At 43.3% G+C, this 25,848-nt stretch carries 18 protein-coding genes and 1 pseudogene; 7 read left to right on the top strand and 12 right to left on the bottom strand.

All coding sequences use genetic code 11. The features are described from left to right. The first annotated feature begins 31 nt into the window (after positions 1–31). The 4 genes from A1019T_RS02750 (at position 32) to A1019T_RS02735 (ending at position 5,316) form a co-directional block, all read left to right on the top strand. Positions 32–1,897 carry an efflux RND transporter periplasmic adaptor subunit gene (locus tag A1019T_RS02750; RefSeq protein WP_077450317.1) on the top strand — a complete coding sequence of 622 codons (1,866 nt, stop codon included), beginning with the start codon at positions 32–34 and terminating at the stop codon, positions 1,895–1,897. Between the two features lie 256 nt (positions 1,898–2,153). After that, positions 2,154–3,821 (top strand): carbon starvation CstA family protein, encoded by a 1,668-nt coding sequence (locus A1019T_RS02745; RefSeq protein ID WP_077450316.1) that lies wholly within the window; start codon positions 2,154–2,156, stop codon positions 3,819–3,821. Positions 3,822–3,988: 167 nt separating this feature from the next. Further along, positions 3,989–4,255: a cory-CC-star protein gene (locus A1019T_RS02740; RefSeq protein ID WP_077450315.1), complete on the top strand. Its 267-nt coding sequence runs from the start codon at positions 3,989–3,991 to the stop codon at positions 4,253–4,255. Positions 4,256–4,305: 50 nt separating this feature from the next. Further along, entirely contained in the window at positions 4,306–5,316 is a 1,011-nt protein-coding gene (locus tag A1019T_RS02735) for an ArsA family ATPase (protein WP_208608013.1), read from the top strand. Here A1019T_RS02735 and A1019T_RS02730 read toward each other — a convergent pair. From A1019T_RS02730 to A1019T_RS02675, 12 genes are all read right to left on the bottom strand, one after another. Next, positions 5,313–6,758 carry a DUF3482 domain-containing protein gene (locus tag A1019T_RS02730; RefSeq protein WP_167366833.1) on the bottom strand — a complete coding sequence of 482 codons (1,446 nt, stop codon included), beginning with the start codon at positions 6,756–6,758 and terminating at the stop codon, positions 5,313–5,315. The two genes, A1019T_RS02735 and A1019T_RS02730, sit on opposite strands and share 4 nt — an antisense overlap. Positions 6,759–7,023: 265 nt before the next feature. After that, positions 7,024–8,364, bottom strand: coding sequence for a DUF2868 domain-containing protein (locus A1019T_RS02725; RefSeq protein ID WP_077450312.1), 1,341 nt, complete (start codon positions 8,362–8,364; stop codon positions 7,024–7,026). 247 nt (positions 8,365–8,611) lie between these two features. After that, on the bottom strand, positions 8,612–9,196 hold the full coding sequence (locus A1019T_RS02720) for a GNAT family N-acetyltransferase (RefSeq protein ID WP_077450311.1): 585 nt from the start codon (positions 9,194–9,196) through the stop codon (positions 8,612–8,614). A gap of 60 nt (positions 9,197–9,256) precedes the next feature. Further along, the gene (locus tag A1019T_RS02715) at positions 9,257–11,122 is read right to left on the bottom strand and encodes an ABC transporter ATP-binding protein (protein WP_077450310.1); all 1,866 of its coding nucleotides are present in this window, start codon (positions 11,120–11,122) and stop codon (positions 9,257–9,259) included. 181 nt (positions 11,123–11,303) lie between these two features. Beyond that, positions 11,304–12,536 carry a 2-methylaconitate cis-trans isomerase PrpF gene (prpF, locus tag A1019T_RS02710; RefSeq protein WP_077450309.1) on the bottom strand — a complete coding sequence of 411 codons (1,233 nt, stop codon included), beginning with the start codon at positions 12,534–12,536 and terminating at the stop codon, positions 11,304–11,306. 150 nt (positions 12,537–12,686) lie between these two features. After that, positions 12,687–15,326, bottom strand: coding sequence for a Fe/S-dependent 2-methylisocitrate dehydratase AcnD (gene acnD / locus A1019T_RS02705; RefSeq protein WP_077450325.1), 2,640 nt, complete (start codon positions 15,324–15,326; stop codon positions 12,687–12,689). A gap of 185 nt (positions 15,327–15,511) precedes the next feature. Continuing rightward, positions 15,512–16,642, bottom strand: a complete 1,131-nt coding sequence (prpC, locus tag A1019T_RS02700; RefSeq protein ID WP_077450308.1) for a bifunctional 2-methylcitrate synthase/citrate synthase — start codon at positions 16,640–16,642, stop codon at positions 15,512–15,514. A 117-nt stretch (positions 16,643–16,759) separates the two neighbouring features. Next, entirely contained in the window at positions 16,760–17,653 is an 894-nt protein-coding gene (gene prpB, locus A1019T_RS02695) for a methylisocitrate lyase (protein WP_077450307.1), read from the bottom strand. A 286-nt stretch (positions 17,654–17,939) separates the two neighbouring features. Next, on the bottom strand, positions 17,940–18,896 hold the full coding sequence (locus A1019T_RS02690) for a LysR family transcriptional regulator (protein WP_077450306.1): 957 nt from the start codon (positions 18,894–18,896) through the stop codon (positions 17,940–17,942). 19 nt (positions 18,897–18,915) lie between these two features. After that, the gene (locus A1019T_RS02685) at positions 18,916–19,668 is read right to left on the bottom strand and encodes a hypothetical protein (protein WP_244156511.1); all 753 of its coding nucleotides are present in this window, start codon (positions 19,666–19,668) and stop codon (positions 18,916–18,918) included. 207 nt (positions 19,669–19,875) lie between these two features. Continuing rightward, complete coding sequence (locus tag A1019T_RS02680; protein WP_095532552.1) at positions 19,876–21,135, bottom strand: NRAMP family divalent metal transporter; 1,260 nt, start codon at positions 21,133–21,135, stop codon at positions 19,876–19,878. A 170-nt stretch (positions 21,136–21,305) separates the two neighbouring features. Then, positions 21,306–22,559 (bottom strand): NRAMP family divalent metal transporter, encoded by a 1,254-nt coding sequence (locus tag A1019T_RS02675; RefSeq protein WP_095532551.1) that lies wholly within the window; start codon positions 22,557–22,559, stop codon positions 21,306–21,308. A 493-nt stretch (positions 22,560–23,052) separates the two neighbouring features. Here A1019T_RS02675 and exaC point away from each other — a divergent pair, with 493 nt between their 5' ends. The 3 genes and pseudogenes from exaC to A1019T_RS02660 form a co-directional block, all read left to right on the top strand. Further along, positions 23,053–24,579, top strand: coding sequence for an acetaldehyde dehydrogenase ExaC (gene exaC / locus A1019T_RS02670; RefSeq protein WP_077450303.1), 1,527 nt, complete (start codon positions 23,053–23,055; stop codon positions 24,577–24,579). A 102-nt stretch (positions 24,580–24,681) separates the two neighbouring features. After that, the gene (locus tag A1019T_RS02665; protein WP_077450302.1) at positions 24,682–25,008 is read left to right on the top strand and encodes a DUF779 domain-containing protein; all 327 of its coding nucleotides are present in this window, start codon (positions 24,682–24,684) and stop codon (positions 25,006–25,008) included. 211 nt (positions 25,009–25,219) lie between these two features. After that, positions 25,220–25,848 (top strand): annotated as a pseudogene (locus tag A1019T_RS02660) (transposase); the annotation flags it as partial.

Genomic DNA, 25,848 nt, shown 5'->3' with positions numbered 1-25,848 from the left:
TAATTTACAATTGATAGCCTTAAGGACTTCCATGAAAATTCCAAGTAAACCTTACTTATATAGAAGACACCACAAACTGGCTGCGTTATCTTTAGCAGTCCCTTTAGTGCTTAGTGCCTGTCAGGTAGCGCCCAGCAGCGATCAAAATGCTTTTATCTCTAAAATAAGTCAATTGCCTAGCGAGCAACAGTCGCAAATGGCAAAAGATACCTTATTGCAGGCATTGCAAAATCAAAGTCGTAGTGATTATGCCTACCAAGTAAATGTCATAGGTTCTAATGAGCAAAGAAGAGAGCGCCTTGCCAATGCCACACCGCAACAGTTAGCGATGAGTGATGTGCCCATCAATCACTGTGAACATGTTCATGATGAAGCTTATGTTGAGTTATTGCAGCAAGTAGAGAAAGCTGGCCTTGAAATATACGATGCCAAATATTCAGAAGAGAGAGAAGCCATCAAACATGCTTATCAAAAGTGTGTTGCTGCTTTAGAGCAACCTTACTCACAAGTGTCTTATGAGCAGTGGCTACAACAAGCGGTACAACAAGCAAAAGCTGATTTGGCCAATGCCGAGGCAGGTATTGAGCCAGGTAGAGCCGAGGCTGATAGGGTAGAAGCAAGTTTAGCTAAAGCTGAGGGTGATATTGAAGAAGTTGAAGAGGAAGATTTCGACAGCTTTGATGAGTCGATTGATGATTCGCAATCATTTAGTAGTCCCTTTGGAGAAATTACCGCTGATGCCTTGCCAGGTTATGATGACTCCCATACCAAGCTAGATGCTCGCAAGGCCAAACTATTAAATGCCTATTTGTTAAATCCTACGAGTATTACTGGCTCTGGTATATATCGAGCTTCAGCAGGTAAAGTAAGTATTCTGCCGACTTTCGCTTATCAAAGTCGCAACCTGCAAATGCTAAATAGCCACTTTATTTATATCGATGCCAGACAGGGGGCGGTATATTTATGGGCCGAGACCTTTGCCTATATTTTGTCCTCTTCTATAGATCCAAACTTAGGTCTGGATATGAAAGACAAGTGGATCAAGATTGACCTAAATGATGGCAGTTTGCCCAAGAGCTTTTTGCCAGACTTGCTTAAGGCCCATCTATTGGCTAAAGACAAAGTGAATGCCAATGCTTCGGTAGAGCAGTATCGCTTTATATCTCCTTTGCAGCTACAAAATCAATCTCCAAAGCCAGATGAAAAGTATCAGCCTTACTTAAATGAGGCCATGTTATTGATTGAACGAAATCTGACTGAACAACAATACAATGAGGGTATGCAGTTGTATTTGACTACTGTATATGATCAGATGACAAAGAAGTATCCTCAACTACTTCAGTCAGAAAATAACAGTGAGCAAGGGAATAACCACAAATACTTCAGTAGTGAGCATATTTTCACCAAGATTTTTAATGCCATAGAGAAAGCAAAACAAGAAAAGTTTGTGGCTAAGACAGACGACCTAAGCTCTGTTAAAACTATAGAAAGCGATAGAGATGAAAAGGCCAATGATAAAAAGCCGGCTATTGAGTATGCAATCAAGGATGAGTCATTAGCAGAGAATAAATGGTTATGGCGCAATGTTTATGGTCTGGACAATAAGCAGCGCATTGTTTGGCAACTAGCACAGCGCCAAATAGATAACAGTACAAGTCTGCCTTATGGGACAAATGATCTTTTGTCTGGGGTGCGCTTAGAAGCCTTAACTCGATACGATAGAGTATCAAGCTCTGCGCCTATGTTTGCAGCATTACCGTCAGGCGCCTCTATGCCCTCTAATTCAAATAGTGTGGACTTACAGAGTTATTTTGAAAATTTAAAGTCAAGTTATGACAAAGGTGAGGGGAGCGAGCAAGGCAAAATCTTGTTTGAAAGCTTGCAACAAATCAGGTGATTCAATAAAAGCCGCTAAAAGCCAGTAAAATATATATTTAACTGGCTTTTTTATTAGCTATAATAAGATGCGTTAATTTACACAGAAGCAAGAGTTCAGTAATAAAGTCCGTTTAGATAAGCGACTTAAAATAATACCATTACTGACTCTTTAACCCATGATTCCTTTAAGTGAGTAAGCTTTTATACTTATAAACTAAGTTGTTTTACTAGCCTTAGCTGGCCATAAACAATATAGGCTTTTCAAGGAGTGAAGTATGAACAGTGCAATTGTATTGCTGTTGGGCATTTTAGCCATGCTCGCCGGCTATTTCTTTTATTCTAAATTTTTCGCTAAACATATTTTAGGGTTGGATAACTCTATACCCACGCCTGCCCATAGTATGAAGGATGGTGTTGATTACGTCCCGACCAATAAATATGTGCTTTGGGGGCATCATTTTACCTCAGTTGCAGGGGCGGCGCCAATTATTGGGCCAGCTATTGCTGTAATTTGGGGCTGGGTACCTGCGGTATTATGGGTCGTTCTCGGTACTATCTTTATGGCAGGCATCCATGACATGTCCGCTGTATGGGCCAGTATGCGCAATAAGGGTCAATCTATTGGCTCCATTGCAGGTTCAGTCATGGGCGGCAGAGTACGCACCTTAATGATGGTGGTTATCTTCTTACTGCTATTAATGGTCAACGCGGTATTCGGGGTAGTCATTGCCAATATGATGATTAAAACGCCGACGGCAGTTATCCCGGTTTGGGGTGCTTTAGTCGTCGCCTTTATTATTGGTCAGTGTATTTATCGCTTTAAGATGAATCTGGTCTTGGTGTCTACCGTTGGAGTAATTGCCTTATACGCTTTAATTTATATAGGCACTCTAGTACCAGTGGTATTGCCTGAAACTATGTTTGGGTTACCAGATAATGCCGTATGGATTATCTTCTTATTTATATATGCTGCGGTTGCCTCACTATTACCCGTTTGGATGCTTCTACAGCCTCGAGACTACATTAACGGTCTTCAGTTATTCGTGGGACTAATCTTATTGTTTGGTGCCATATTAGTAGCGACGCCAGATATCGTTGCGCCTGCCCTTAACCATAACTTGCCCGCTGACACACCATCAATTATGCCATTGTTATTCGTAACGATTGCTTGTGGTGCTATCTCTGGCTTCCATGGTTTGGTCTCTACTGGTACGACTTCTAAGCAGATTGATAAAGAAGAAGATGTACGTTTTGTAGGGTACTTTGGTGCAGTAGGGGAAGGTTTACTCGCACTAGGTGCGGTATTGGCGACCACAGCCGGCTTCGCAACCTTAGCGGAGTGGGAAGGTATTTACCAAAAATTCGGTGATGGCTCAATTGGTGCCTTCATTGACGGTGGTGCCACTATTTTAAATAATGGTATGGGAATTGAAATTGTCCTATCACAGACTATTTTAACGGTAATGGCTGCCTTATTTGCGGGCACTACTATGGATACTGGGGTACGTTTACAGCGTTATATCTTCCAAGAGTTTGGTGAAGTGTATAACTTACCTGCCTTGAAAAAAGGTGTGGTCGCAACCTTACTGGCTGTGGGTACCTGTCTATTAATCGCCTTTGGTGCAGGTGGTATCGATGGTTCGGGTGGTATGATCATCTGGCCGTTATTTGGTACAACGAACCAGTTAATGGCTGCCTTAACCTTGATGATTGTTACAGTGATTTTATTACGCAAGGGCAAGACCGTATGGTATACCTTAGCGCCACTGACTTTCTTATTATTAATGGCAGTATTTGCCTTAATTCTTCAGTTAAAGAGTTTCTACTTAGAGGGCAACTGGCTGTTGATCGTGATGGATATCATCATTTTAATCGCCACTATTATGGTTACCTTTGAGAGCTTCTCTGTATTGCGCCGTGAATGGAAGCAACATAGAGGTTAAACTGATCTAGAATTAAGACAGTAGCAGTAGCAGTAGCAGTAGCAGTAGTATAGTATTTAGGATTTGAAGAAACGCTGACTTAGGTTGGCGTTTTTTTATGACGACTTACCGATAGGATGTGGTATTTTATTAACTATCATTGGAATTTATATTAGATGGAGAAGATCATGAGTGAGCAGCGGTCACTATTTAGCAGATTTGTAGAAGGGTTAAATGAGTTTTATCATGCGCCTTACCGTCAGACCTTAGCTAGAGCGGCTCGTGATGAAGAAGATTTATTTATGCTGTTACTTTTCTCAGAAAGCCTAGGTATTGATAATCCTGCCAGCTTTTATACTTTAGAATTACAGCCTATATTTTTAGAAAAATTCCACGAATGGCATCTACGTATGGGCATGCCGCGCTGTCCACTACAACACGGTGGGTGTTGCTAGCAGAGGCTGTCAAACACAAACGAGTTAAAAATAATTAAAGAAGAATAATTATGGAAAAACTATCAAGCTTAGTCCAGCAGCTGTCACACACACCCATAATATTTGTTGGTGGTAAAGGCGGGGTAGGTAAAACCACCACAGCAGCTGCTCTGGCCTCAAAATTTGCTGAGCAACAGCAAAAGACCTTAATTGTCTCCACCGATCCGGCGCATAGCTTAGGTGATGTATTTGCTATGAGTCTAAGTAGCAGTTCTGCTAAGAATAAGTCAAAGGCGTTAACTGAGTATTTGGATGCACTGGAGCTTGACCCTGACCTTATCATCGATGAGCACTTTGCTAGGGTTGAGAAAACCATCAGTAGTTATGCCAATCCCGATATGATGCCGAAAATTAGAGAGCATCTGCAGTTGTCAAAAAGTGCTCCAGGAGCCCAAGAAGCGGCCATGCTAGAGGCCATTTGCCGCTATCTGGTAGACAGCGTAGAACAAGGCATTTATCAGCATATAATTTTTGATACCGCGCCCACAGGACACACTTTAAGATTATTGATGCTGCCAGAGATGATGGAGGCATGGACCGATGGACTGCTTACTCAGCAGCGACGCCAAGCCAAGTTAAAAGGCGCAGCAGACAATCTTGCAACCAAAAAGACGAAATCTGTACTAAGCAACCCGTTTGAAGACGCCAAACCGGTGGATAAATGGCAACAAGCGGTTGATGTGTTGAATGCTCGAAAGAATTTGTTTAAAAAAGCAGGTGAGCTGCTACATGATAGACAAAAAACGGCGGTGGTATTGGTGCTAACCGCAGATAACTTGCCTATTGAGGAGACACGCCGCGCTGTGAATCAGCTAAAAGAGGCCAAATTGGCCTCTGCCGCTTTAGTGGTCAATCAGCTAATTGAGGCTGAGCAAAGTGATCAGTTTTGGCAAAATAGGGCAATACGCCAGCAAAGCTTGGTAAAAGATATCCAGAACTATTTTGTTGATTACCCTATCTATGGTGTTTATTTACAGCCCTCAGATGTGCGGGGAAGAGAGGCGCTCACTAAACTGAATTAATCTTTTTCCTCATGTCTTGAACGTTTTAATTTATCCGATAAAGACCAAGCAGCATCGGCCCTCAACTCTTCGGCTAGGCTACTTTTACCGCTGGTTAAACTACTCCACTGAGGCTTGCCACGGGCTTTTTTTAGCTCGCTAGGTAATTTGTTTGGGTTCCAAGGTGGGGTAGAGGTTTCCTGCAACTCAGCAATAGGGGTATCAGCGTTGGCGGCATGACCCCGATGACGTAAGGAAGCCAGTAAATCTAAAGAGCGGGTAGCAAGTAGCGTCAAGGTAGCCGGATCGATAAACAACCGTTTAACACCTGCCAGCTTATCGGCAATGGTACCAGTATTAGATAAAAGGCCCCCTGCAAGACCGCCAATGGCCGCGCCAAGCCCTAATGTAGTGCCTAAAGCGGCAGCATCAATACCTAGACCCAGTAGGGCCCCTGCGGCAGCCCCAGAAGTAGTGCGTATCCCATAGCTCTTGAGTAATTCTGGGTCAAAAGGATCTTGCTGATACTCGCTTAGCTCAAGCGGGGTAACGACTGCCGTGTTATCGTAAAACTTATATAGGTTTAATAACTTCTCTTGCATGGCGCGCTCGCTTTGACGAACCGCTTCTTGCATTTCTTTCAGCACCGGCATGGGATCATCATCTTCATCGATTTCTCGTACATAGGCGGCAACATCAATTAAGAAATGAGCAATGATAATAGAGGCTTGCTCATATAATTGAATCCAGTCTTCACGGCGGCGTAGAATCAGCTGATTTAAAGTTTCAGGATGAGTGAGCATCGTTGCCAGATTTTGCCAAAGCGTCATCTCATCTTCAAACTCGAAGGCCACAGAATCAAAGCGAGTTGAAATATGCAAATTGCGACGCGCCAGCATGGTCTGCCAGTCACTTATATTGGCATCTTGGCTGTCTGTGAAGTTAAATACCGGCATGACTGGAATCGCTGACCAAGATAAAATGGCCAACTCATCTTTATATTTACCTAAGACCGGTTCTCTGGCATCAATTACATAGATGGCCATGTCGCTTGAGAGTAGCTGACGAATGACTTTCGCTTCTTGAGAGTAATCATCCAAATCACTACTTAGCTCACCGCCTTGAGCGATGTCACTGGCTAAAAACTGCTGTAAACGCTCAATACCGTCTCGGCGGCTTGCAGTATTGTCCTCTAGCCAGTCCATCAATCCTGAGGCATCTTCTAAACCTGGAGTATCAAATAAGGCGACTAAGTTTTCACCGGTCTGACTGTCCTTAATCAACGCCCGTTCTACGTGCCTTGTGGTAGCTGCCTCATTCTTTACTTCCCCAAAATACATATCGCGCAGTAAGGTACGCAGTAGGGAAGTCTTACCGGTATTGGTATGACCCACAACGGCCAATTTTAAGGGCTCACCTTCAGAAACGGTGGTTTTTCTGGACTCTTGCCGGTAGTCGGTCATAGTTTTATCAGCCACATCATTTTGCGTGGTTTCTGATTCAGGGAAATTTGTAGACTGTTGCTGAGAAAAGTTGCTATCGTTTATCGTTTCAATATCAGTTTTTGGGACAGCAGTAACATGTCGGTCATTAGGGCCCTCATTAAAGGCTTTATCACTAAATAAACCGCCCAAGTTAGAAGTTGTATTGTTATTGTCTTGAGTGCTCATAAGTTGCTCAAATTATAATTATTAAAGTAATAAGTTTTTGGCTATAAACTAACAGTTTTTAAGAAACCAAGCCGATATTGCGCTCAGCCAAGGCCGTTTGCCATTGTTGTCTACGTGCCGAATTGTCTTCCTCTAAATCATCAGTATCTTGTAATAGCTGGACGATAACCCCTTGTTTGGCATGAGTAGCCAGCTTGTCTAACTTACGCATCGTTCCGCGATCGGGAAGCGCTTTGGCATGAATGCCTACTAGCACCTGTACATTATGGTTTTCCAAATACTGCAGCATTCGGTCCATATCTTCTCTATCATCTAATATACCAAAATCTTCAGGCACCGTGCTGATAAAGGGTTCTCCAGCTGCATGATACCAAGTGGGATCATGATGCTTGTACTCCAATAGAGCCACTAATTTGTCGCCTTGAGTGACTTTAGCTTTGGGGGCAACTGGCTGTACTTTTTCCACAAAATCATCTTTATCAACCACTTTACGTTGCCAAAAGCTAATGATCTTTTGGTAATAAGGTAGGTTCAGATCCAACTTCATTTTTTTACGTTTGAACATCACGGCACAAAAAGCCCAAGCTATAGCGCGAGGCACAATACCGTACATCAGCAAACTGCCTACCAGTAGGCTTGCCCATTGTCTAGCGATAGACAGAGGCATAACATCGGTAACCAATCGACTTTGAACCACAGCTTCAGCATCAGGAACATTAAAACCGACCAAACTAGGTAACCAGCCAAGCCAATGGGTTAACGTCATTAATGCCTGGTCTGAAAGTAAAGTAGACTCCCAGCTAAAGCTATATTGACGTACGATCAATAGGAAAATAATCGCGAACAGCATCCCAGTTAAGGTAGCCAGCCACAGCTGATGACTAAAACGGCTCAGATACCAGCGCATTCCTGTGTGCTGCAGCTGCTCATCGTATAACTCAACTGCCGCTTGAGTAACATCGTCTTTGCCTCTAATTAGCGTTTTTGGACTAATAAAGCTGGTGATGATACTGGGCGATTGGCTGCCTCTATTAATAATGGTAAAAATCAACCAGCCAGCCAGCATAAGCGTATGAAAGCCCAGCAAACAGACCAAGACATAGAAAAAGTTCACCACATTAGACTGCAATAGTGCAAATAATCCTAAGAAACCTGAAACACACCAAGCAATACTCATGATAAGAATAATGCCTTTGATGCGGCCATCAATCTTATTTAAGGTACCCGCTAAATTACCATTGCTATCAATCCGTTCAGCCCGGCGATGTATTTTTTGGAGGGGAGTGGCTTGCTCGTCCTGAAGGCGCTCAGTAATTAATAAAGGATCTGTGGCAAACACATGATTTTTGGTCTCAAGTTTGCGTACCAATTCGGTGAGTTGATCTTGTTTGGATAGCATGGCATTCCTATTGGGCTATTTTTTCCGTCATATGCTAAAAGATAGCTCTAAATTTAGCCTATCTGTATTTTGTAATGATACTACTAAATGGGATGAAAGACTAAACCCATGTCATCGCAATATCCTAATAAAAAAGGGCACTGCCTTTCCAAGCTGTGCCCTTACGTAAACGCCCGTTAAAATAACGCCCTGACTTTTTATCTTGGCTAGCGACTAGCAGCGCTGTGCCCGTATTAAATTAAATCAACTAAATCAGCAAATAGAGTAAGCCGATAATGCCAATGGCCACCAAAAACAACAATAAATTAGACAAAACGCCCTTAACGGTCACTTCTTTGGCTAGAGCAGGCACGGGAACTTTCTTTCGTTTAGCAACATTTAAGATCATATCAATGTGTTCAAGCCCATCCTCGTCATAAGGCTGACCTAGAGGCTCAAATCCTAAGGATTGATAGAAGTGAATCAAATAAGTCTGCGCCGCAATCTGAATCGGCTTTTTGCCATATTTAGAATGACAATATTTGATGGCTCGAACCATAATCTCTCGAGCAACCCCTTGATGTCTGTTATCTGGCAATACCAGTACTCGGCCAATACGCGGGTTAGGATTAGTACCATTGCCACCCACTGCTGGCGGTATGATACGACAGTAGCCAACAAGGGTTTGATCCATATGAGCGACCAGATGCATGCAATCAAAATCCAGCTCATCAATATCTTGATAAAGACACTGCTGTTCAATCACAAACACCTGAGAACGGGCACGAAGAATATGGTAAATATCAACGGCGCTTAGCTCATCAAAGCCTTTAATAGTATATTTAACGGTCATCTAAAAACATCTTATCGGTTGTTTGTCAGTAAAAGTACAGCGGCTTAAATTTTGTTTTTGCTAACTTTCGCTGTTAGTCTCACTGTTTAGGGTTTGGCTAATTTTGTCTAAATTCAAGCTGTCTGACATGGCATTAAAAATATCATAGTACGGGCCATGCTTGGTATACAGCTCATCATGGGTACCGGTTTCGACCACACGGCCATTTTCAATCACAATCAAATCATCGGCATCGATAATTTGCGAGATATTGTGGGAAACAATAATCACAGTGCGGTCTTTTTTGATTAAGTCTAAGCTTTGCTTGATCTGCTGAGTGGCAATAGCATCAAGACTGGCGGTAGGCTCATCCAAGAACACAATCGGCGGATCTTTTAGGAACATACGGGCCAGCGCAATACGCTGCTGTTGGCCCCCTGAAAGTAGTTTGGCCTCACTTTCATAGCCCTCCGGCATTCCGACAATTTGTTCATGAATAGAGGCCTGCTTGGCCGCCTCAATGATCTCTGCATCAGTGGCGTGCATATTACCATAACGAATATTATCGGCAATGGTTCCAGAAAAAATATGATTTTTTTGTAGCACCAAGCCAATTTGTTCACGTAGATTATGAGTGTTGTAGTCCTTGAGATTATGACCATCTAAACAGATGGTACCGCTACTGGGGTCATAGAACTTCACCAGTAGGCTAATAATGGTGCTTTTACCAGCGCCACTTAAGCCGACAAGCGCCGTAATACGATTGGGGTGAATCTCAAAGCTCACATCTTGCAGTGCTTGCTTGCCATTGGGATAGGAGAAGTTAACGTTTTTTAGCTCTATATGACCTTTTAAATCGGTGCACTCCACCTTGCCAGCACTTTCAATGGCCTCATCATCATCTAAGATATCAAAGAAGCCTTCAGCGTAAGTTAGGGCGTTATTAATTTGATCATAAATACGATGCAATTCACGAATCGGGGCGGCAACGTTTTGGAACAGCAAGATATGAAACATAATGGCACCAATGGTCATCTGGCCATTGAGCACAAAATAGGAGGTTAAGACGATAATAACCACCACTCCGATTTGCTCGATAAAGCTCTTGCCGGCATTATACATAAACGCAATACTGCGAATACGTAGCTGGTTGGTGGTCATATCTTTTTGGATTTCCCAGTGCTTTTCAGACTCAATAGGCTCACGCACAAAGGACTTAATTACAGTAATCGAGTCAATAATTGAGATAACTAGGCCGCTTTTGGTCTCGCGGTATTGGCGCATTTGCTTGCGAAAACCTTGCAAGCGGTTGGCCTGTCTTTGACTGACAAAAAAGTAAATCGGTACAATAATTAAGCCGACCATGCCCACCCAAAAGTTGGCATTAAACATAATGATCAGTGACACAATGGCACTGGCAAACAGCGGCAACATGTCGATAAAGAAGTTTTGTACCAACTGGGTCAGGCTACTGACGCCTAAATCAATGCGAGTTTGCAGTTTACCACTGGCGTTTTGCTCACTGGTATAAAACGACATTTTGTAGGACAAAATGCGGTCGACCACTTTTTGCGATAAATCCCGTGATAAATTAATACGGATGCGCTCACCAAAATAACGCTGACCGAAAGTGATAACGACGTTAAGTACCTCTTTGACTAACAAGATGGTGCTAATCAAGGTTAAAAGCTTAAGGCCCTCAACCCAGGGATCGGGCAAGCCGACAATACCAGTTAAGGTATCAATGGTGTACTGCAGCACGAAGGCGTTGACCTGCGCAGTAAACGACCCCAATACGGTTAATATCAAGGTCAAAATAAACAGACCCCGATAAGGCCGCGCAAACTCACCTAAGCGCTTTAATATCGACCACAGTAGGGCTCCACGCTCAGATTTTTTAGTAGGTGGTTTAATATCTAAGGGGACTCTACGCGGGGAAGTGCTCATAATTTCACAGTTTCATTAACAATTAATAAAATTAAATAGGCCTATTAAAGCAGTCAGTCATCTAAGCTTACATTATATCTGGCTATTTTATAACTGACTTATAAATGATTCCTCTATTAATAAAAAGGCAGGCAACTCATCTCGTTACCCGCCTATCGAAGTTTATTTCAATAAATCTAGACTAAAAACTATCGCCGGGGACAAACACTTGACCCACCATAATACGGCGAGCAGAGCGGCTCATTGATACTTTTTTGGCTTGCCAGCGACCATCCACCTGCTCAGTCTTACCGCCTACCAATAAAGTACCCGAGGGGTGGCCAAAGCGCACTTCTGATAATTCTTTTGAGCTACCATCACCCGCCGCTTCGTTGACCAGTGTGCCTTGGGTGGTCGCGGCAGCGGCAATGGCCACCGCTGCTGTACCCATCATTGCATGGTGTAGCTGCCCCATACTCATGGCACGCACCACTAAGTCGATGTCATTCTCATTTACCTGTTTACCACTTGAAGCAGTGTAAGTTTGAGCTGGGGCGACCCAAGCAATTTTTGGAATATGCTGGCTCTTTTCAGCCTCGCTCACCTCTTTAAATAGACCCATAGCGACACCGCCTTTGGCGCGAATGGTCTCGAGCTTATCCAGTAGCGCTTTATTGCCATTGATATCTGTTTGAAGCTCAGTGCCTGTAAAGCCTAAGTCTGCTGCCTGCATAAAGATAGTAGGAATGCCAGCGCTGATAAAAGTGGCTTTAACGCTGTCTTTTTCAAGCCCGCAGCCAGAGACATCAAAGTCATCAACCAGATTACCCGTAGGGAACATGGCACTTGAGGCATCTACTGGGTCAATAAATTCAATTTTGACCTCAGCGGCTGAGAAGGTAACGCCATCTAATTCAAAATCACCCGTTTCTTGAACTTGCACTTGTCCTTGCTCGTCAACGTAGACTGGCACATGGGCAGTAATGGTTTTGCTGATATTTTGTTGCCAAATATGGACTTCACAAATACCCGTTTCAGCACTGGCGTCTACTTTATCGGCATCAACCAGTCCCATATTGATGGCACAAGCGCCGACAGCCGCTGTTAAGTTACCGCAGTTGCCAGCCCAATCAATCATAGGCTTGGCGATATTGACTTGGCCAAACAGGTAGTTAACATCATGATCGTCCTTATCGGATTTAGATAAGATAACAGTTTTTGAGGTGCTCGATGAACCATTACCTAAGCCATCGATTTGTTTGCCATAAGGGTCTGGGCTACCAATAACACGAAGCAAGAAATTATCTCTGGCTTGACTAGGTTGTTGGCAGCGCTCAGGTAAATCATTTAGATTAAAAAATATCCCTTTTGAGGTGCCGCCACGCATATAGGTGGCTGACACAGCAACTTGTGGGGCGAGTTTTGGTTGTGACATAGGGCTTATTTCCTTAATTAGGGTTGTATTATCAGATATAAGATTAGTAATCCGTTTTATTAGACAAAGCTTTCCATCAAAAAAGCGCACAAACACAGGTGGCTTGTGCGCTTTATTTAAACGCGATCTATCAATGGTTTATTACAAAACCTAAGCCACATTGCCTTCTAAGAACTCTTTAGCAAAGCGCTGCAACATACCACCAGAGTTATACATCTTAACTTCATCAGCAGTATCTAAGCGGCACTTAACAGGCGTTCTATCTACGCTGCCATCTTTGCGATGAATAACTAAAGTCATTGTGCCACCAGCAGACACTTCACCTTCGATATCAAAAATTTCTGTACCATCGATATTCAAAGTTTTGCGGGTAGTACCTGGCTCAAACTGTAAAGGCAAGGCACCCATACCGACTAGGTTTTGACGGTGAATGCGCTCAAAGTCTTCGGCAACGACCACTTCTACTCCCGCCAAACGAACTCCTTTTGCTGCCCAGTCACGGCTAGAGCCTTGACCATAGCCATCACCAGCGATGATGATCAGCGGCTGTTTGCGGTTCATATAGGTTTCAATCGCTTCCCACATGCGCATCACGTCGCCTTCAGGTTCAACACGGGCTAATGAGCCTTGAACAACCTCACCGTTTTCATCACGTACCATCTCGTTAAGCAGTTTTGGGTTAGCAAAAGTAGCTCGTTGAGCAGTTAGGTGATCGCCGCGGTGAGTGGCATAAGAGTTGTAGTCTTCTTCTGGCAGACCCATTTTATCTAGGTACTCGCCAGCCGCACTGTCGGCCATAATTGCGTTAGAGGGAGATAAATGGTCGGTGGTGATGTTGTCACCCAGTACTGCTAATGGACGCATGCCTTTTAGCTTGTTAGCTTCTGCCATAGTACCTTCCCAGTAAGGAGGACGGCGGATATAAGTACTCATTTCGCGCCAGTCATACTGAGGATTAACAACCAGTGAATCATTGCGAGACGCATCAGCTTTGGCTTCATCAAACATAGGGATATACACCTGATTGAACTGCTCAGGCTTCACCGCAGACTTCACAATAGCGTCCACTTCGGCATCATCAAACCAAATATCTTTTAGGTAGACATCATTGCCGTCTTTATCTTTACCCAGAGAATCGTTTTCGATATCAAAGCGGATGTTACCGGCAATGGCGTAGGCCACAACCAATGGGGGAGAGGCTAAGAAAGCTTGCTTCGCATAAGGGTGGATACGACCATCAAAGTTACGGTTACCCGATAGAACGGCCGTACTAAACAAGTCGCGATCAATAATCTCTTGTTGAATCTTGGGATCTAAGGCGCCACTCATACCGTTACAAGTCGTACAAGCGAAGGCTACCACGTCAAAGCCCAGTTTTTGTAGCTCTGGCAACAGACCCGCTTCTTCAAGGTATAATTTAACGGTTTTTGACCCTGGCGCCAATGAAGATTTCACCCAAGGTTTACGCACTAAGCCTTTTTCAACCGCATTACGGGCTACGATACCAGCAGCGACCATGTTACGTGGGTTTGAAGTGTTGGTACAACTGGTAATGGCGGCAATAATAACCGCGCCATCAGGCATTTGGCTGTCATCTTGTTCTGATAATGGCTGATTGTTAGCGTGAGCAATACCTGCTTCAACCAAATCAGTAGTCGACACACGAGCGTGTGGACGTGATGGACCAGCGATATTGCGCACCACTTTAGATAGGTCAAATTTTAAGACGCGGTCATATTCAGCATCGACCATGCCATCGGCCCAAAGACCGGTTTGTTTGGCGTAGGCTTCAACAGTTTTGATCTGCTGTTCACTACGACCTGTTAGACGCAGATAATCGATGGTTTGCTCATCGATAGAGAACATAGCAGCAGTCGCGCCGTATTCTGGAGTCATGTTTGAGATAGAAGCTCTATCACCCACAGTTAAGTTGCGAGCCCCATCTCCGAAGAATTCAAGATAAGAGGACACCACACCTTCTTCACGTAGGAATTCAGTCATTGCTAGCACTAAGTCAGTTCCGGTAATCCCTTCTTGTAATTCACCAGTAAGCTCAACCCCAATAATATCTGGTAGGCGCATGTAAGACGGGTTGCCTAGCATCACACTTTCAGCTTCTAGACCGCCCACACCAATCGAAATAACCCCGATAGCATCTACCATCGGCGTGTGACTGTCTGTACCCACTAAAGTGTCTGGGAAAGTGACAGGATCGCCATTTTGATCGGCAACTACCTGCACCACAGGAGACATTTTCTCCAAGTTAATTTGGTGCATAATACCGTTACCAGGCGGTACTACGTTGACGTTATCAAAGGCATACTGACACCAGTTGATAAAATGGAAACGGTCAGCGTTACGGCGCTCTTCAATTTCGCGGTTTTTTTCAAAAGCGTTTTTTTCAAAACCAGCATGTTCAACCGCCAATGAGTGGTCGACAATAAGCTGTGTTGGAACAATAGGGTTTACTTTTGAAGGGTCACCACCTTCAGCAGCAATCGCATCACGTAAGCCAGCTAAGTCAACAAAAGCAGTTTGACCCAAGATGTCGTGGCATACAACACGGGCAGGGTACCACGGAAAATCAACCTCTTGCTTGCGGTAAATATGCTGCGATAACGCTTCGGTTAAATCTTCTGGAGGGCAGCGACGCACTAAGTTTTCACACAGTACTTTTGAGCTAAAAGGCAGCTTGGCATAAGCACCTGGTTCGATCTCATTAACCGCTTGTTCAACGTCAAAATAAAATAGATCCGTACCAGGTAATGGCTTTTTGTACTGCTCATTCATGGTTTGTGGATTTGCCTGTGTTAAGGGCTGCTTGTTGCTATCAACATTTGGCATAACGGGCCATCCTTGATAATTAAATGATTAAATTGAACAAAGGGGTGTCTAGCATTTATTTTTTGCTGGACACGCCCTTGTATAAGCTTAAATATTTTTTAAATTAATCACGCTTAAACCAATCACGTAAATTAACCGCGCTCGCTGATTGCGGGTACTGATCTTGGCTCTTCACCGATATACTCAGCACTTGGGCGAATGATACGGTTATCTGCGCGTTGCTCAAATACGTGAGCGGCCCAGCCCGTTAGACGCGAGCATACGAAGATTGGCGTAAATAATTTGGTTGGAATGCCCATAAAGTTATAAGTCGATGCGTGGAAGAAGTCAGCATTACAGAACAGTTTTTTCTCACGCCACATTACTTCCTCACAGCGTACAGATACTGGGTATAACACCTCATCACCAACATCAGCCGCTAATTTTTCAGCCCACTGCTTGATAATCACGTTACGCGGATCTGATTCGTTATAGATAGCATGGCCAAAGCCCATGATTTTCTCTTTACGCTCAAGCATACCCATTAAGCCAGCTTCTGCCTCGTCAGGGGTTTGGAACTTCTCAATTAGTTCCATTGCTGCCTCGTTAGCACCGCCATGTAGTGGGCCACGTAATGAGCCAATAGCACCAGTGATACAAGAGAATAGGTCTGATAGGGTAGACGCACAAACACGGGCAGTAAACGTAGAAGCGTTAAACTCATGCTCAGCATATAAGATTAAAGAGACGTTCATCACACGTTCGTGTAGCTCGCTTGGCTTCTCACCTTTTAGCAGGTGTAAGAAGTGACCACCGATGGTGTCTGAATCGGTAACACAGTCAATTTTCACGCCTTCATGGCTATAGCGGTACCAGTAGTTAATAATGGCTGGGAAAGCAGATAGCATGCGGTTGGTCTTATCTAACTGCTGCTCAAAGCTGTCTTCTGGCTCTAAGTTACCTAGCATTGAACAACCAGTACGTAGCACGTCCATTGGGTGCGCATCTTGTGGAATACGCTCTAGGACGTCTTTTAGAGGTTGTGGTAAATCACGAAGCTGCTTTAGCGTTGCTTTGTATTCGTCAAGCTGGGCTTGGGTTGGTAGCTCACCGTATAACAATAAATAGGCGACTTCTTCAAAGATGCAGTTTTCGGCTAAGTCTTTTACATCATAACCGCGATAAGTTAGACCTGAGCCTGATTTACCTACCGTTGATAATGCGGTTTTACCTGCTACTTGACCACGTAAGCCTGCGCCTGATAATTGTTTACCTGCTGCCATAATAAAAGTCCTTTTTTAGGTGATGGTATATTAAATGATTGAATTTGCGCTTCATTGTTAAAATTAGCTTTTAGCCAATGAAACGCAAGTAGAGTCTTCATTACTATTTATTTTGAACTATTTCTTTTGAGCAAATAACTGATCTAACTTCTTCTCAAAATCGTGATAGTTTAAGAAGTCGTATAGTTCCATACGGGTTTGCATGGTATCAACCACAGCTTCTTGAGTGCCGTCATCTAATAGGTGCTGATAGACGTTTAACGCAGCTTTGTTCATCGCACGGAAGGCAGATAGTGGGTATAACACCACGTCCACACCAACGTTGAATAACTGCTCTGTGGTGTATAGGTCAGTCTGACCAAATTCAGTCATATTCGCTAATACTGGGATATCTAACACATCAGTGAATTTACGATACATTTCGATATCGGTTAGTGCTTCAGCGAAAATCATATCCGCACCCGCTTCTTGGAAAGCCACAGCACGTTCAACAGCCGCTTCTAAGCCTTCAACGGATAGGGCATCGGTACGTGCCATAACCACAAAGTCTGGATCGACTTTGGCATCTAGAGCCGCTTTTAGGCGGTCAACCATTTCAGAAGTTGAAACGATTTCTTTGTTTGGGCGGTGACCACAACGCTTTTGTGCCACTTGGTCTTCGATATGAACCGCAGCAACGCCTGCTTTTTCCATCTTTTTGATGGTCTGTGAGATGTTGAATGCGCCGCCCCAACCTGTATCGATATCGACCAACAATGGCGTATCTACCGCATTGGTAATGCGGCTGGCATCTTCTAATACGTTATCAAGGCTGGTCATGCCTAAGTCTGGTAGGCCGTATGATGCGTTCGCCACACCGCCGCCTGATAAGTAGATGGCTTTATGACCAACTTGGGTTGCCATCATGGCCGTATAGGCGTTGATAGTCCCGACGATTTGTAGAGGTTGGTTGTTTTCTTTTTGTTCAGAGATGGCATCGCGGAAGCGTTTACCGGCAGAAGTAGTTGTCATAATCTTTCCTTAGATATAAGAAGGGGAGGAGTACAATAAGGCTTGTCTTTGACGATAGAGTACCGTTTATTTAGCCAATAAGGAAGAGGGGCTAGTAGATTAACAGATAAGTTAGATTAAAATGATTATTTATATTTAATTATAGTATTCAATTTATGAATGATTCTATTTAAAAGATCATGGCTTGCTAGCTAAGGTATTTATAAACTGTAAATTGAGAAGAATAAACAAAGATTAAAATACACATTTTGTTACAATTATATCTGTGAAATAGTGCAATAAAACCTTATTGCGCACGGCGATAGGTGATTCCCCGTTCTTCATAAATCCCGTAAATCACTTCGAGTAAAGTATCGAATGCAGGGTGGGTCGGGTTTTGTAAGGCACACAAATAAATAGGGGAGGTCGCATCTTCGTGAACCAGCTTGCGATAACTGATTTGTTCAGTGCGTACAGACTTCAAGCTATCAGGCACCAAAGTTATGCCCTCGCCAGCCGCCACAAGACCCAAGGCGATTTGAATATCACTTACCGAGGTGGTTTGATGCGGCAAAGCCGACTGCTTGGCAAATAGATGTAATAATGGCTCACCAATTAGAGCAGGGCTGTCATAGTCTGAGTGCTGTGAGGCGGATAAATGAGCTGCGGGTAAGTGAGTTTGATGATACAAAATAATCCGGCTATCTTGCAGCTGGGATAGATGAATCTCTTGCTGCTCAGTTAAGGGATGAGCTTTCGGCAGTGCAGCCACATAACGCTCATGGCGCAATAACAGCTGCTTGATACTGGCGTCATCATGAGAAAAACGACCGAAACCCACATCAATCTCGCCTGCCTTTAACGCACCCACTTGTTTAAAAGAGCTAATGTCTTTTAAATGCACCGCTAAATTAGGAAGGCGCTGTTTGGTACGGGAAATAATGGTAGGCAATAGTCCGTACAAGACAGAAGGCACAAAGCCGATATTCAAAGTATCGGGTGGGTGGGCAATTTTTTGAGTTAAGCTGATACTGCTTTCAAGCTCTTTTAAAATTGAGTCTACCTTGTCATAAAAAAACAGCCCAGCTGCGGTTAATTGCAAAGGGCGATGGTAACGGTCAATAAGCTCGACCCCAATATCATCTTCTAACTGCTTAATTAATCGGCTTAAAGTAGGCTGTGATAATTGGGTGACCAAGGCCGCCTCACTGAAGCTTTTTAGTTCGGCTACCGTATGAAAAGCAGTCAGTCTTTTTAATTGCATTTATTCCTCGTTAGGACTTTTACTCAAATTCAATGACACGACCATCAGCTAACCTCATCTGCCCATTGGTCACCACAATCTCAACATTTTGAGGGTTTTGGATGGCTTTCATGACATTGGTGTCTGAGATACTCACATCTGTAATTATTTTATTGGCATTTCTGGGCGCAATCGGAGGCTCAAATTTGGTCAGCGGAATCACCACAGGTTTCGGTTTTTTGAAAGCCGGATAGCGTAAAAGTAGCGTTGCCTTAAAGCTATTAATGGCCACATCCCCTCTGTTAGCCAACACAAAAGACAGCTCGACGTTGTTTAAGCTATCGGTAGCGCTAGTATGAGCCGGTAGTAAGGTCAAGGTGAATTCATTTTGCTGTGCATTTTGAGTGACTGGGCTTTTACGACCCGTTGGATTATTGGGGTGTAGTGCCTCATATCGGCGTTGTTGATCTAACGCCTTACCGATGGTTATTCGCGGCATAGCCCCTTTTTCATAGGCCTCACTCAAACGTATACGTATCATATAACGGCTTAACAGCTGTCTGTCTTCTTCTGATAACTGCTCTAAGGTATCGCCTAACTTATCCTGCCATTTTTCAGCATCCGTAGGAATGGTTTGTAGCATAGGGTTTTGTGGCTGAGGCTTACATCCTGTCATCGCTAAGGGAGCCGAACTTAGCACGAGCGCTAGCATTACGCCATAGCGACGACAAGTTCTGTGGCTGTTGGCTGATGAGGTAATGTTTGTAGTTTTTAACGACCCGAAACCTTTCATGTAAGCCTCCAAATTGCTTTATTATTCCCTAGAGCGAAATGAAAAAGGGTTATTAAGACTATATAACGTAACCAGTGACTGATACAACAGCAATTTTATAACGCTTGTTCTGTGAGTTAAAAAAATAGAGCTGCTTTGAATTCAAAGCAGCTCTAGATAATTCATCTTATGTTTAGTGGGTTATGAAAGATAATCCTTAACCCCAGATTAATCAATCATTCCTAATAGCTGAGCCATAAATAATAGCGCAATGCCACCTAAGAAGATTAGACCGGCAATACTATACAGCTTCATGCCTGAAGATAACTGCTGATGGTTTTTGGCAAGAGAGTAGTTCAACCAACCAAAGATAGGAGCAGATACGAAAGCTGTGATCATAGCGAATTTAAGCATAGCACCCAGCTGACCTGTGAAGAAGGTAATAATAATAAACCCGCCCCAAACACAGTATGTGGTCCAAGCTAGAATTTGCTTTTGTGAAACCTCTAGATCGCCTTTTACCAAACGCCAGCTTTCAGCGTTCACGCGGCCATAGCCATCAGCACAGGTAATGGTGGTTCCAAACATCACCATGAAGGCAATAAAGGCGACCAATAATCTTGCCCATTCACCAATGGTGGCTGTGTACATGTTAATCAGCTGATCGACATAAGCGCCACCTTGGGTTTGAATTTCTACACCAGAGCCATACTGAACATACACTCCTAAAGCTAAGAACAACAACGCCAAAACAGAGGTGGCAATAAAGCCGACATTAAAGTCAATTAAGCCTTGACGGTGCGTGGTCTGGTCGTTTTTAACCTTCGCAGAAATCCACATTGAGTTAATGGCAGAGAACTCAAGTGGTGCTGGCATCCAGCCCATTAATGCCACGATAAAGCCTAAGGTCGCCATATTCCAAGGTGAGGTGGCAACAAAGTCTGGAGAGATGGCAGTAGGCTTGCCAGAAGCAATAATAACGGCCGCTAAGGTTGCCAAAGTCAATGCCACCATGATCCATTTGGTAACCCTATCCAGCATTTTATAATGCCCTAGGATAAGGAATAACCAAGAGACAACCATAACAATTAACGATAAGGTCGTGGTGGATAATCCAAGGCTTTCAGGTAACATGAACCCTAGAATAACGGCAGCTAACAACGCCACTGCGCCGGTACTAATAACTGAGGCGGCAAAGGACAATATAAAAAAGGCCCACAAATAAACTTTTGATTTTTTTGCATATCCAGCAACTAAAGATTCGCCTGTTTCATAGACATAATCAGTGCCAAACTTAAAGAAGGGATACTTAAAAAAGTTAGCCAAAATAATCATAATCGCTAACTGCCAGCCGTACATTGCCCCAGCCTGAGTCGATGAGATCAAATGCGAGCCACCGATAGCAGCTGTCGCTAATAAAATACCTGGGCCAAAGGCTTTCCAGTTAACACCACTGGGTGCTTTTTCAGCTACTCCACTGTTATTCATAAACATGCGTCCTTAACATATATTTTTAATCCAAATAAGTCTTTAAGCCTTTAGCGTTTCAAACTTTCATCAGTTTTTTATTATGAATCACTAAAGGCAATAAAGTGAAAATTTAAGTCAGTATTTTCGGTTAATAGAATAGCCATTAATTTGCTATATCTGCAATTAAATTAACTTAGCAGACCCAATAGCTGTGCCATAAACAATAGCGCAACAGCCCCTAGGAATATTAGGCCTGAAATACTGTAAACCGTCATCGCTGTAGAGAGCTTTTTGTGACTCTTAACCAGTGAGTAGTTTAACCAGCCGTATACTGGGGCTAAGACAAATGCCGAGATCATGGCAAATTGCAGCATCATGCCCAGCTGACCTTTGAAGAAGGTGATTAGAATAAACCCGCCCAATGCTGAAAAAGTAGTCCACCAAAAGATAGATTTTTGAGAGGCTTCATTAGGGTTGTTATTAATCAGACGCATGCCTTCAGCAATCGAACGACCATAACCATCAGCACAAGCAATGATAGTGCCAAACATCACCATAAATGCCACAAAAGAGACCAAGTACTTAGACCAATCGCCAATGGTTGCGGTATACATGTTCATCAGCTGAGTAATGTATGCACCACCTTGGGTCTGAATTTCAGTACCTGAGCCATACTGAACAAATACACCAAGGGCTAAAAATAGAATAGCCAAAATAGCACTTGAGATATAACCGGCATTAAAGTCGATCAAACCTTGTCTGTGCGTGGTGTGGTCCGTCTTCACTTTCTCTTTGGTCCACATAGACGTCATAGCCGCGAACTCAAGCGGTGCTGGCATCCAGCCCATTAGTGCGACAATGAAACCCAGTGAGGCCATATTCCAAGGTGATATTGCCACAAAGTCTGTCGCTATTTCAGTGGGGTTACCTGCTGCAATAAATACTGCCAAAATGGTGCTGATAATAAGTGCGGCCATGATCCATTTGTTAAAACGGTCCAGCACCTTGTAATGCCCCATTACCAAGAACAACCAAGAGACACTCATAACAATAAACGACAACGTCGTCATAGATAGGCTTAAACTTTCTGGAAGCATAAAGCCTAAGATGACTGTAGCTAATAGGGCAACGGCACCAACGCTGATTAGTGCAGATGCTAATAACAAGATTGTATATAGCCAAAGATACACACGCGATTTTCTAGCATAACCGGCAATAAGAGATTCGCCCGTGTCATACACATAATCGGTACTAAATCTAAAGAAGGGATATTTAAAGAAGTTGGCAAGAACAATCATAACGGCCAGCTGCCAACCATATATCGCACCCGCTTGGGTGGATGAGATAAGGTGAGAACCGCCAACTGCGCCCGTTGCTAATAGGATACCTGGCCCAAAAATACGCCAGTTTAGCTTCCCGTGATTTGGAGATGCTGTGCTCATAAAGACCTCTAATGAGTAGTTGTAATGGGAGTTTGGCTGACCAGATATACAATAAAATTAAAAGATAGCTGTGCTGTCAGTTCATAAAAGCTGAATATACTATCACGTATATTATTCAGACCAATCACAATTTGCTATGTGTCGACTGCCTTTTAGTTATGGGTGTTCAGCAAAAATCACACACTTGAATAGCCAAGCTAAAGGCTGTCTTAAGACACCGTACAGTCAAATAAAATCCATTTAAATGAAAAGCTTAACTTCCTTTTAAAATTGCCTGTGCATATGAGCATCAATAGGCTTATATAACCCAGTCATCTGCTATAAAATAATACCATAACCAATAATTATCAATATGACTAGCACTGCATACAATTCGGAACTTTTACTTGGCTTGATTAGTCAGTACGATGGAGCGAGTGCGCAACGGAAATTGCGCCTTAGTAAGGGCTTTAAAAACTAAAGCATAATAAATAATGAGAACAAGGAGCGTTACATGCTATACCAAACCCCGAATACCGAGAACAGCTTGGTAAAATTCCGCGAAAAATATGACAACTTTATTGGCGGAGAATGGGTTGCTCCCATTGATGGTGAGTATTTCGAAAATACCAGTCCAGTAGATGGCAAGGTCATTTGCCAAGTCGCTCGTTCAAAAGCGGCTGATATCGAAAAAGCACTAGATGCTGCCCACGCTGCTAAAGATGCTTGGGGTAAGACCAGTGTCACAGAACGTTCAAATATTTTGCTTAAAATGGCAGACAAGATGGAAGAACATCTTGAGCAAATCGCTGTGGCCGAGTGTTATGAAAACGGTAAGCCCGTTCGAGAAACCTTAGCGGCAGACATTCCTTTAGCGGTTGATCATCTGCGTTATTTTGCTGGTGCGATTCGTGCACAAGAAGGCGGGATTAGCCAAATCGATGAAGATACCGTTGCTTATCACTTCCATGAGCCTTTAGGAGTAGTGGGCCAGATTATTCCATGGAACTTCCCATTATTAATGGCGATTTGGAAAATCGCGCCTGCCTTAGCTGCCGGTAACTGTATCGTATTAAAGCCAGCTGAGCAGACGCCAGCGTCTATCCTATATATGCTAGAGACTATTGGTATTGCTGATCTTCTACCAAAAGGCGTGCTAAATATTGTTAATGGTTTTGGTGTTGAGGCCGGCAAGCCACTAGCATCAAACCCACGTATCAGCAAAGTTGCGTTCACAGGTGAAACCACAACCGGTCGTCTGATTATGCAATACGCCAGTGAAAATATTATCCCAGTCACTCTAGAGCTTGGCGGTAAGAGCCCGAATATCTTCTTTGCCGATGTGATGGATGAAGATGATGATTTCTTAGATAAGGCAGTTGAAGGCCTTGTGATGTTTGCACTAAACCAAGGTGAGGTATGTACTTGTCCATCACGTGCTTTAGTGCATGAAAGCATCTATGATGAATTTATCAAGCGCTGTATTGAGCGTGTCAATGCCATTAAACTTGGTAATCCACTAGATACAGAAACCATGGTTGGGGCACAAGCCAGCTCAGATCAGCTAGAGAAAATCCTATCTTACTTAGATATTGGTAAAAAAGAAGGCGCTAAAGTACTGGTTGGTGGTGAGCAAGATCAGCGTGATGATGAGACCAAAGGTGGTTATTACGTGAAGCCGACCATTTTTGAGGGCACTAACGACATGCGTATTTTCCAAGAAGAGATTTTTGGACCGGTATTGTCAGTAACAACCTTCAAAGATGACGAAGAAGCGATGCAAATCGCTAACGATACACTTTATGGCCTAGGTGCTGGTATTTGGACACGTAACGTTCATAAAGCCTACCGCTTTGGCCGTGGTATCCAAGCCGGCCGCGTATGGACCAACTGCTATCACGTGTATCCAGCTCACTCAGCATTTGGTGGCTATAAGCAATCCGGTATTGGCCGTGAAAACCATTTAATGATGCTAGATCATTATCAGCAAACCAAAAACATGCTGGTGTCGTATAGCACCAAAGCAATGGGCTTTTTCTAAATTAATGGCCTCATGCTAATCTAGTATTAAACTGAACCATACATAATTAAGGGCAATTCATCGTAAGGTGAGTTGCCTTTTTTATTAATAAGGAATAAAACAATGAAAGTAAACGCAACCCAAGCAGCGCTAGAGCTGATAGAGCTTTTAAAATCTAAGCATGGTGAATTAATGTTTCATCAATCCGGAGGATGCTGTGATGGCAGCTCGCCCATGTGCTATCCGCTAGGAGAATTTAAGGTGGGCGGGCAGGATGTCTTAGTCGGTGAAATCGGCGGCTGTCCTTTTTATATAGGCAAAGCGCAACATGAATTATGGCAGCACACTGACCTGACTATCGATGTGGTTAATGGCCGCGGTGCTAGCTTCTCTCTAGAGATACCAGAGGGCAAGCGCTTCATTGTGCGCTCTGAGATTTGTGAACGATAAGTGTTTTAGTTGCCGTTATTGACCGCTGCTTGTCGTTATTTAGTATTGTTTTAAGCCGATATAAAATCAGATTAAAATGATAATGAACGCATCGTTTTTATCACCAGTCGCCGTAAAACCACCCACTTCAGGGCATAGGTATCTACACAATTTATCAGTGAGCATAAATTTGATAAAATAGCGCAGTATGGCATAGACAAGGCATAGAAAAATGGAGCTAGATACGAGGCTCATCAAACGATATCAACAACTCGTACACAATCACACTCACCCAAACGGTTATCTACATGCTGGTATGAAAGCAACTATGGATACTAAAAGCAGTTTTGCTCAGACCCAAGCGTTATGGCGATTTGTGAATAATGACAACATCAGCTATCAAGAGCTTAGTAAGCCGTTACTTGAAAACAGCTTACAAGGATGTCGAGAGGACTGCAAACGCTATGGGCTAGTAATGCACGACTGGTCGCGTCTGTCACTTACCCATCACAACAAACAAGACACCTATGCGATGACACATAACTTAGATGTTGGTTATGAATTGCAATCAAGCGTTTTAGTTAGTGATATTAATGGCAGTCCTATAGCAACGCCTGCTCAGAACCTTGTAACCGCCAATGGCGTTCATAGTAGTTATCAGGACACTCCTGCTAAACAAACCCATCTCAATGAATTAACCACACGCATTGAATATTTAGAGCAGCAAGGATTTGATAAACCTTTAATTCATATTATCGATAGAGAAGCTGACTCAGCCTATCACATGCGTCAATGGGATGAGCATGATTACAAGTTTATTACTCGAGTCAAAGCAGGCTCCTACTTAAGTTATGAGGGTAA

Source organism: Psychrobacter piechaudii (genome assembly GCF_900162825.1).
Lineage (GTDB): Bacteria > Pseudomonadota > Gammaproteobacteria > Pseudomonadales > Moraxellaceae > Psychrobacter > Psychrobacter piechaudii.
Note: the sequence above shows the minus strand (reverse complement) of the source record. Positions and strands in the feature narration are given on the sequence as shown.

Coding starts and splice junctions, on each gene's coding strand:
- A1019T_RS02750 (WP_077450317.1), top strand. CDS start 32: ATGAAAATTCCAAGTAAACCTTACTTATATAGAAGACACCACAAACTG.
- A1019T_RS02745 (WP_077450316.1), top strand. CDS start 2,154: ATGAACAGTGCAATTGTATTGCTGTTGGGCATTTTAGCCATGCTCGCC.
- A1019T_RS02740 (WP_077450315.1), top strand. CDS start 3,989: ATGAGTGAGCAGCGGTCACTATTTAGCAGATTTGTAGAAGGGTTAAAT.
- A1019T_RS02735 (WP_208608013.1), top strand. CDS start 4,306: ATGGAAAAACTATCAAGCTTAGTCCAGCAGCTGTCACACACACCCATA.
- A1019T_RS02730 (WP_167366833.1), bottom strand. CDS start 6,758: ATGACCGACTACCGGCAAGAGTCCAGAAAAACCACCGTTTCTGAAGGT.
- A1019T_RS02725 (WP_077450312.1), bottom strand. CDS start 8,364: ATGCTATCCAAACAAGATCAACTCACCGAATTGGTACGCAAACTTGAG.
- A1019T_RS02720 (WP_077450311.1), bottom strand. CDS start 9,196: ATGACCGTTAAATATACTATTAAAGGCTTTGATGAGCTAAGCGCCGTT.
- A1019T_RS02715 (WP_077450310.1), bottom strand. CDS start 11,122: ATGAGCACTTCCCCGCGTAGAGTCCCCTTAGATATTAAACCACCTACT.
- prpF (WP_077450309.1), bottom strand. CDS start 12,536: ATGTCACAACCAAAACTCGCCCCACAAGTTGCTGTGTCAGCCACCTAT.
- acnD (WP_077450325.1), bottom strand. CDS start 15,326: ATGAATGAGCAGTACAAAAAGCCATTACCTGGTACGGATCTATTTTAT.
- prpC (WP_077450308.1), bottom strand. CDS start 16,642: ATGGCAGCAGGTAAACAATTATCAGGCGCAGGCTTACGTGGTCAAGTA.
- prpB (WP_077450307.1), bottom strand. CDS start 17,653: ATGACAACTACTTCTGCCGGTAAACGCTTCCGCGATGCCATCTCTGAA.
- A1019T_RS02690 (WP_077450306.1), bottom strand. CDS start 18,896: ATGCAATTAAAAAGACTGACTGCTTTTCATACGGTAGCCGAACTAAAA.
- A1019T_RS02685 (WP_244156511.1), bottom strand. CDS start 19,668: ATGAAAGGTTTCGGGTCGTTAAAAACTACAAACATTACCTCATCAGCC.
- A1019T_RS02680 (WP_095532552.1), bottom strand. CDS start 21,135: ATGAATAACAGTGGAGTAGCTGAAAAAGCACCCAGTGGTGTTAACTGG.
- A1019T_RS02675 (WP_095532551.1), bottom strand. CDS start 22,559: ATGAGCACAGCATCTCCAAATCACGGGAAGCTAAACTGGCGTATTTTT.
- exaC (WP_077450303.1), top strand. CDS start 23,053: ATGCTATACCAAACCCCGAATACCGAGAACAGCTTGGTAAAATTCCGC.
- A1019T_RS02665 (WP_077450302.1), top strand. CDS start 24,682: ATGAAAGTAAACGCAACCCAAGCAGCGCTAGAGCTGATAGAGCTTTTA.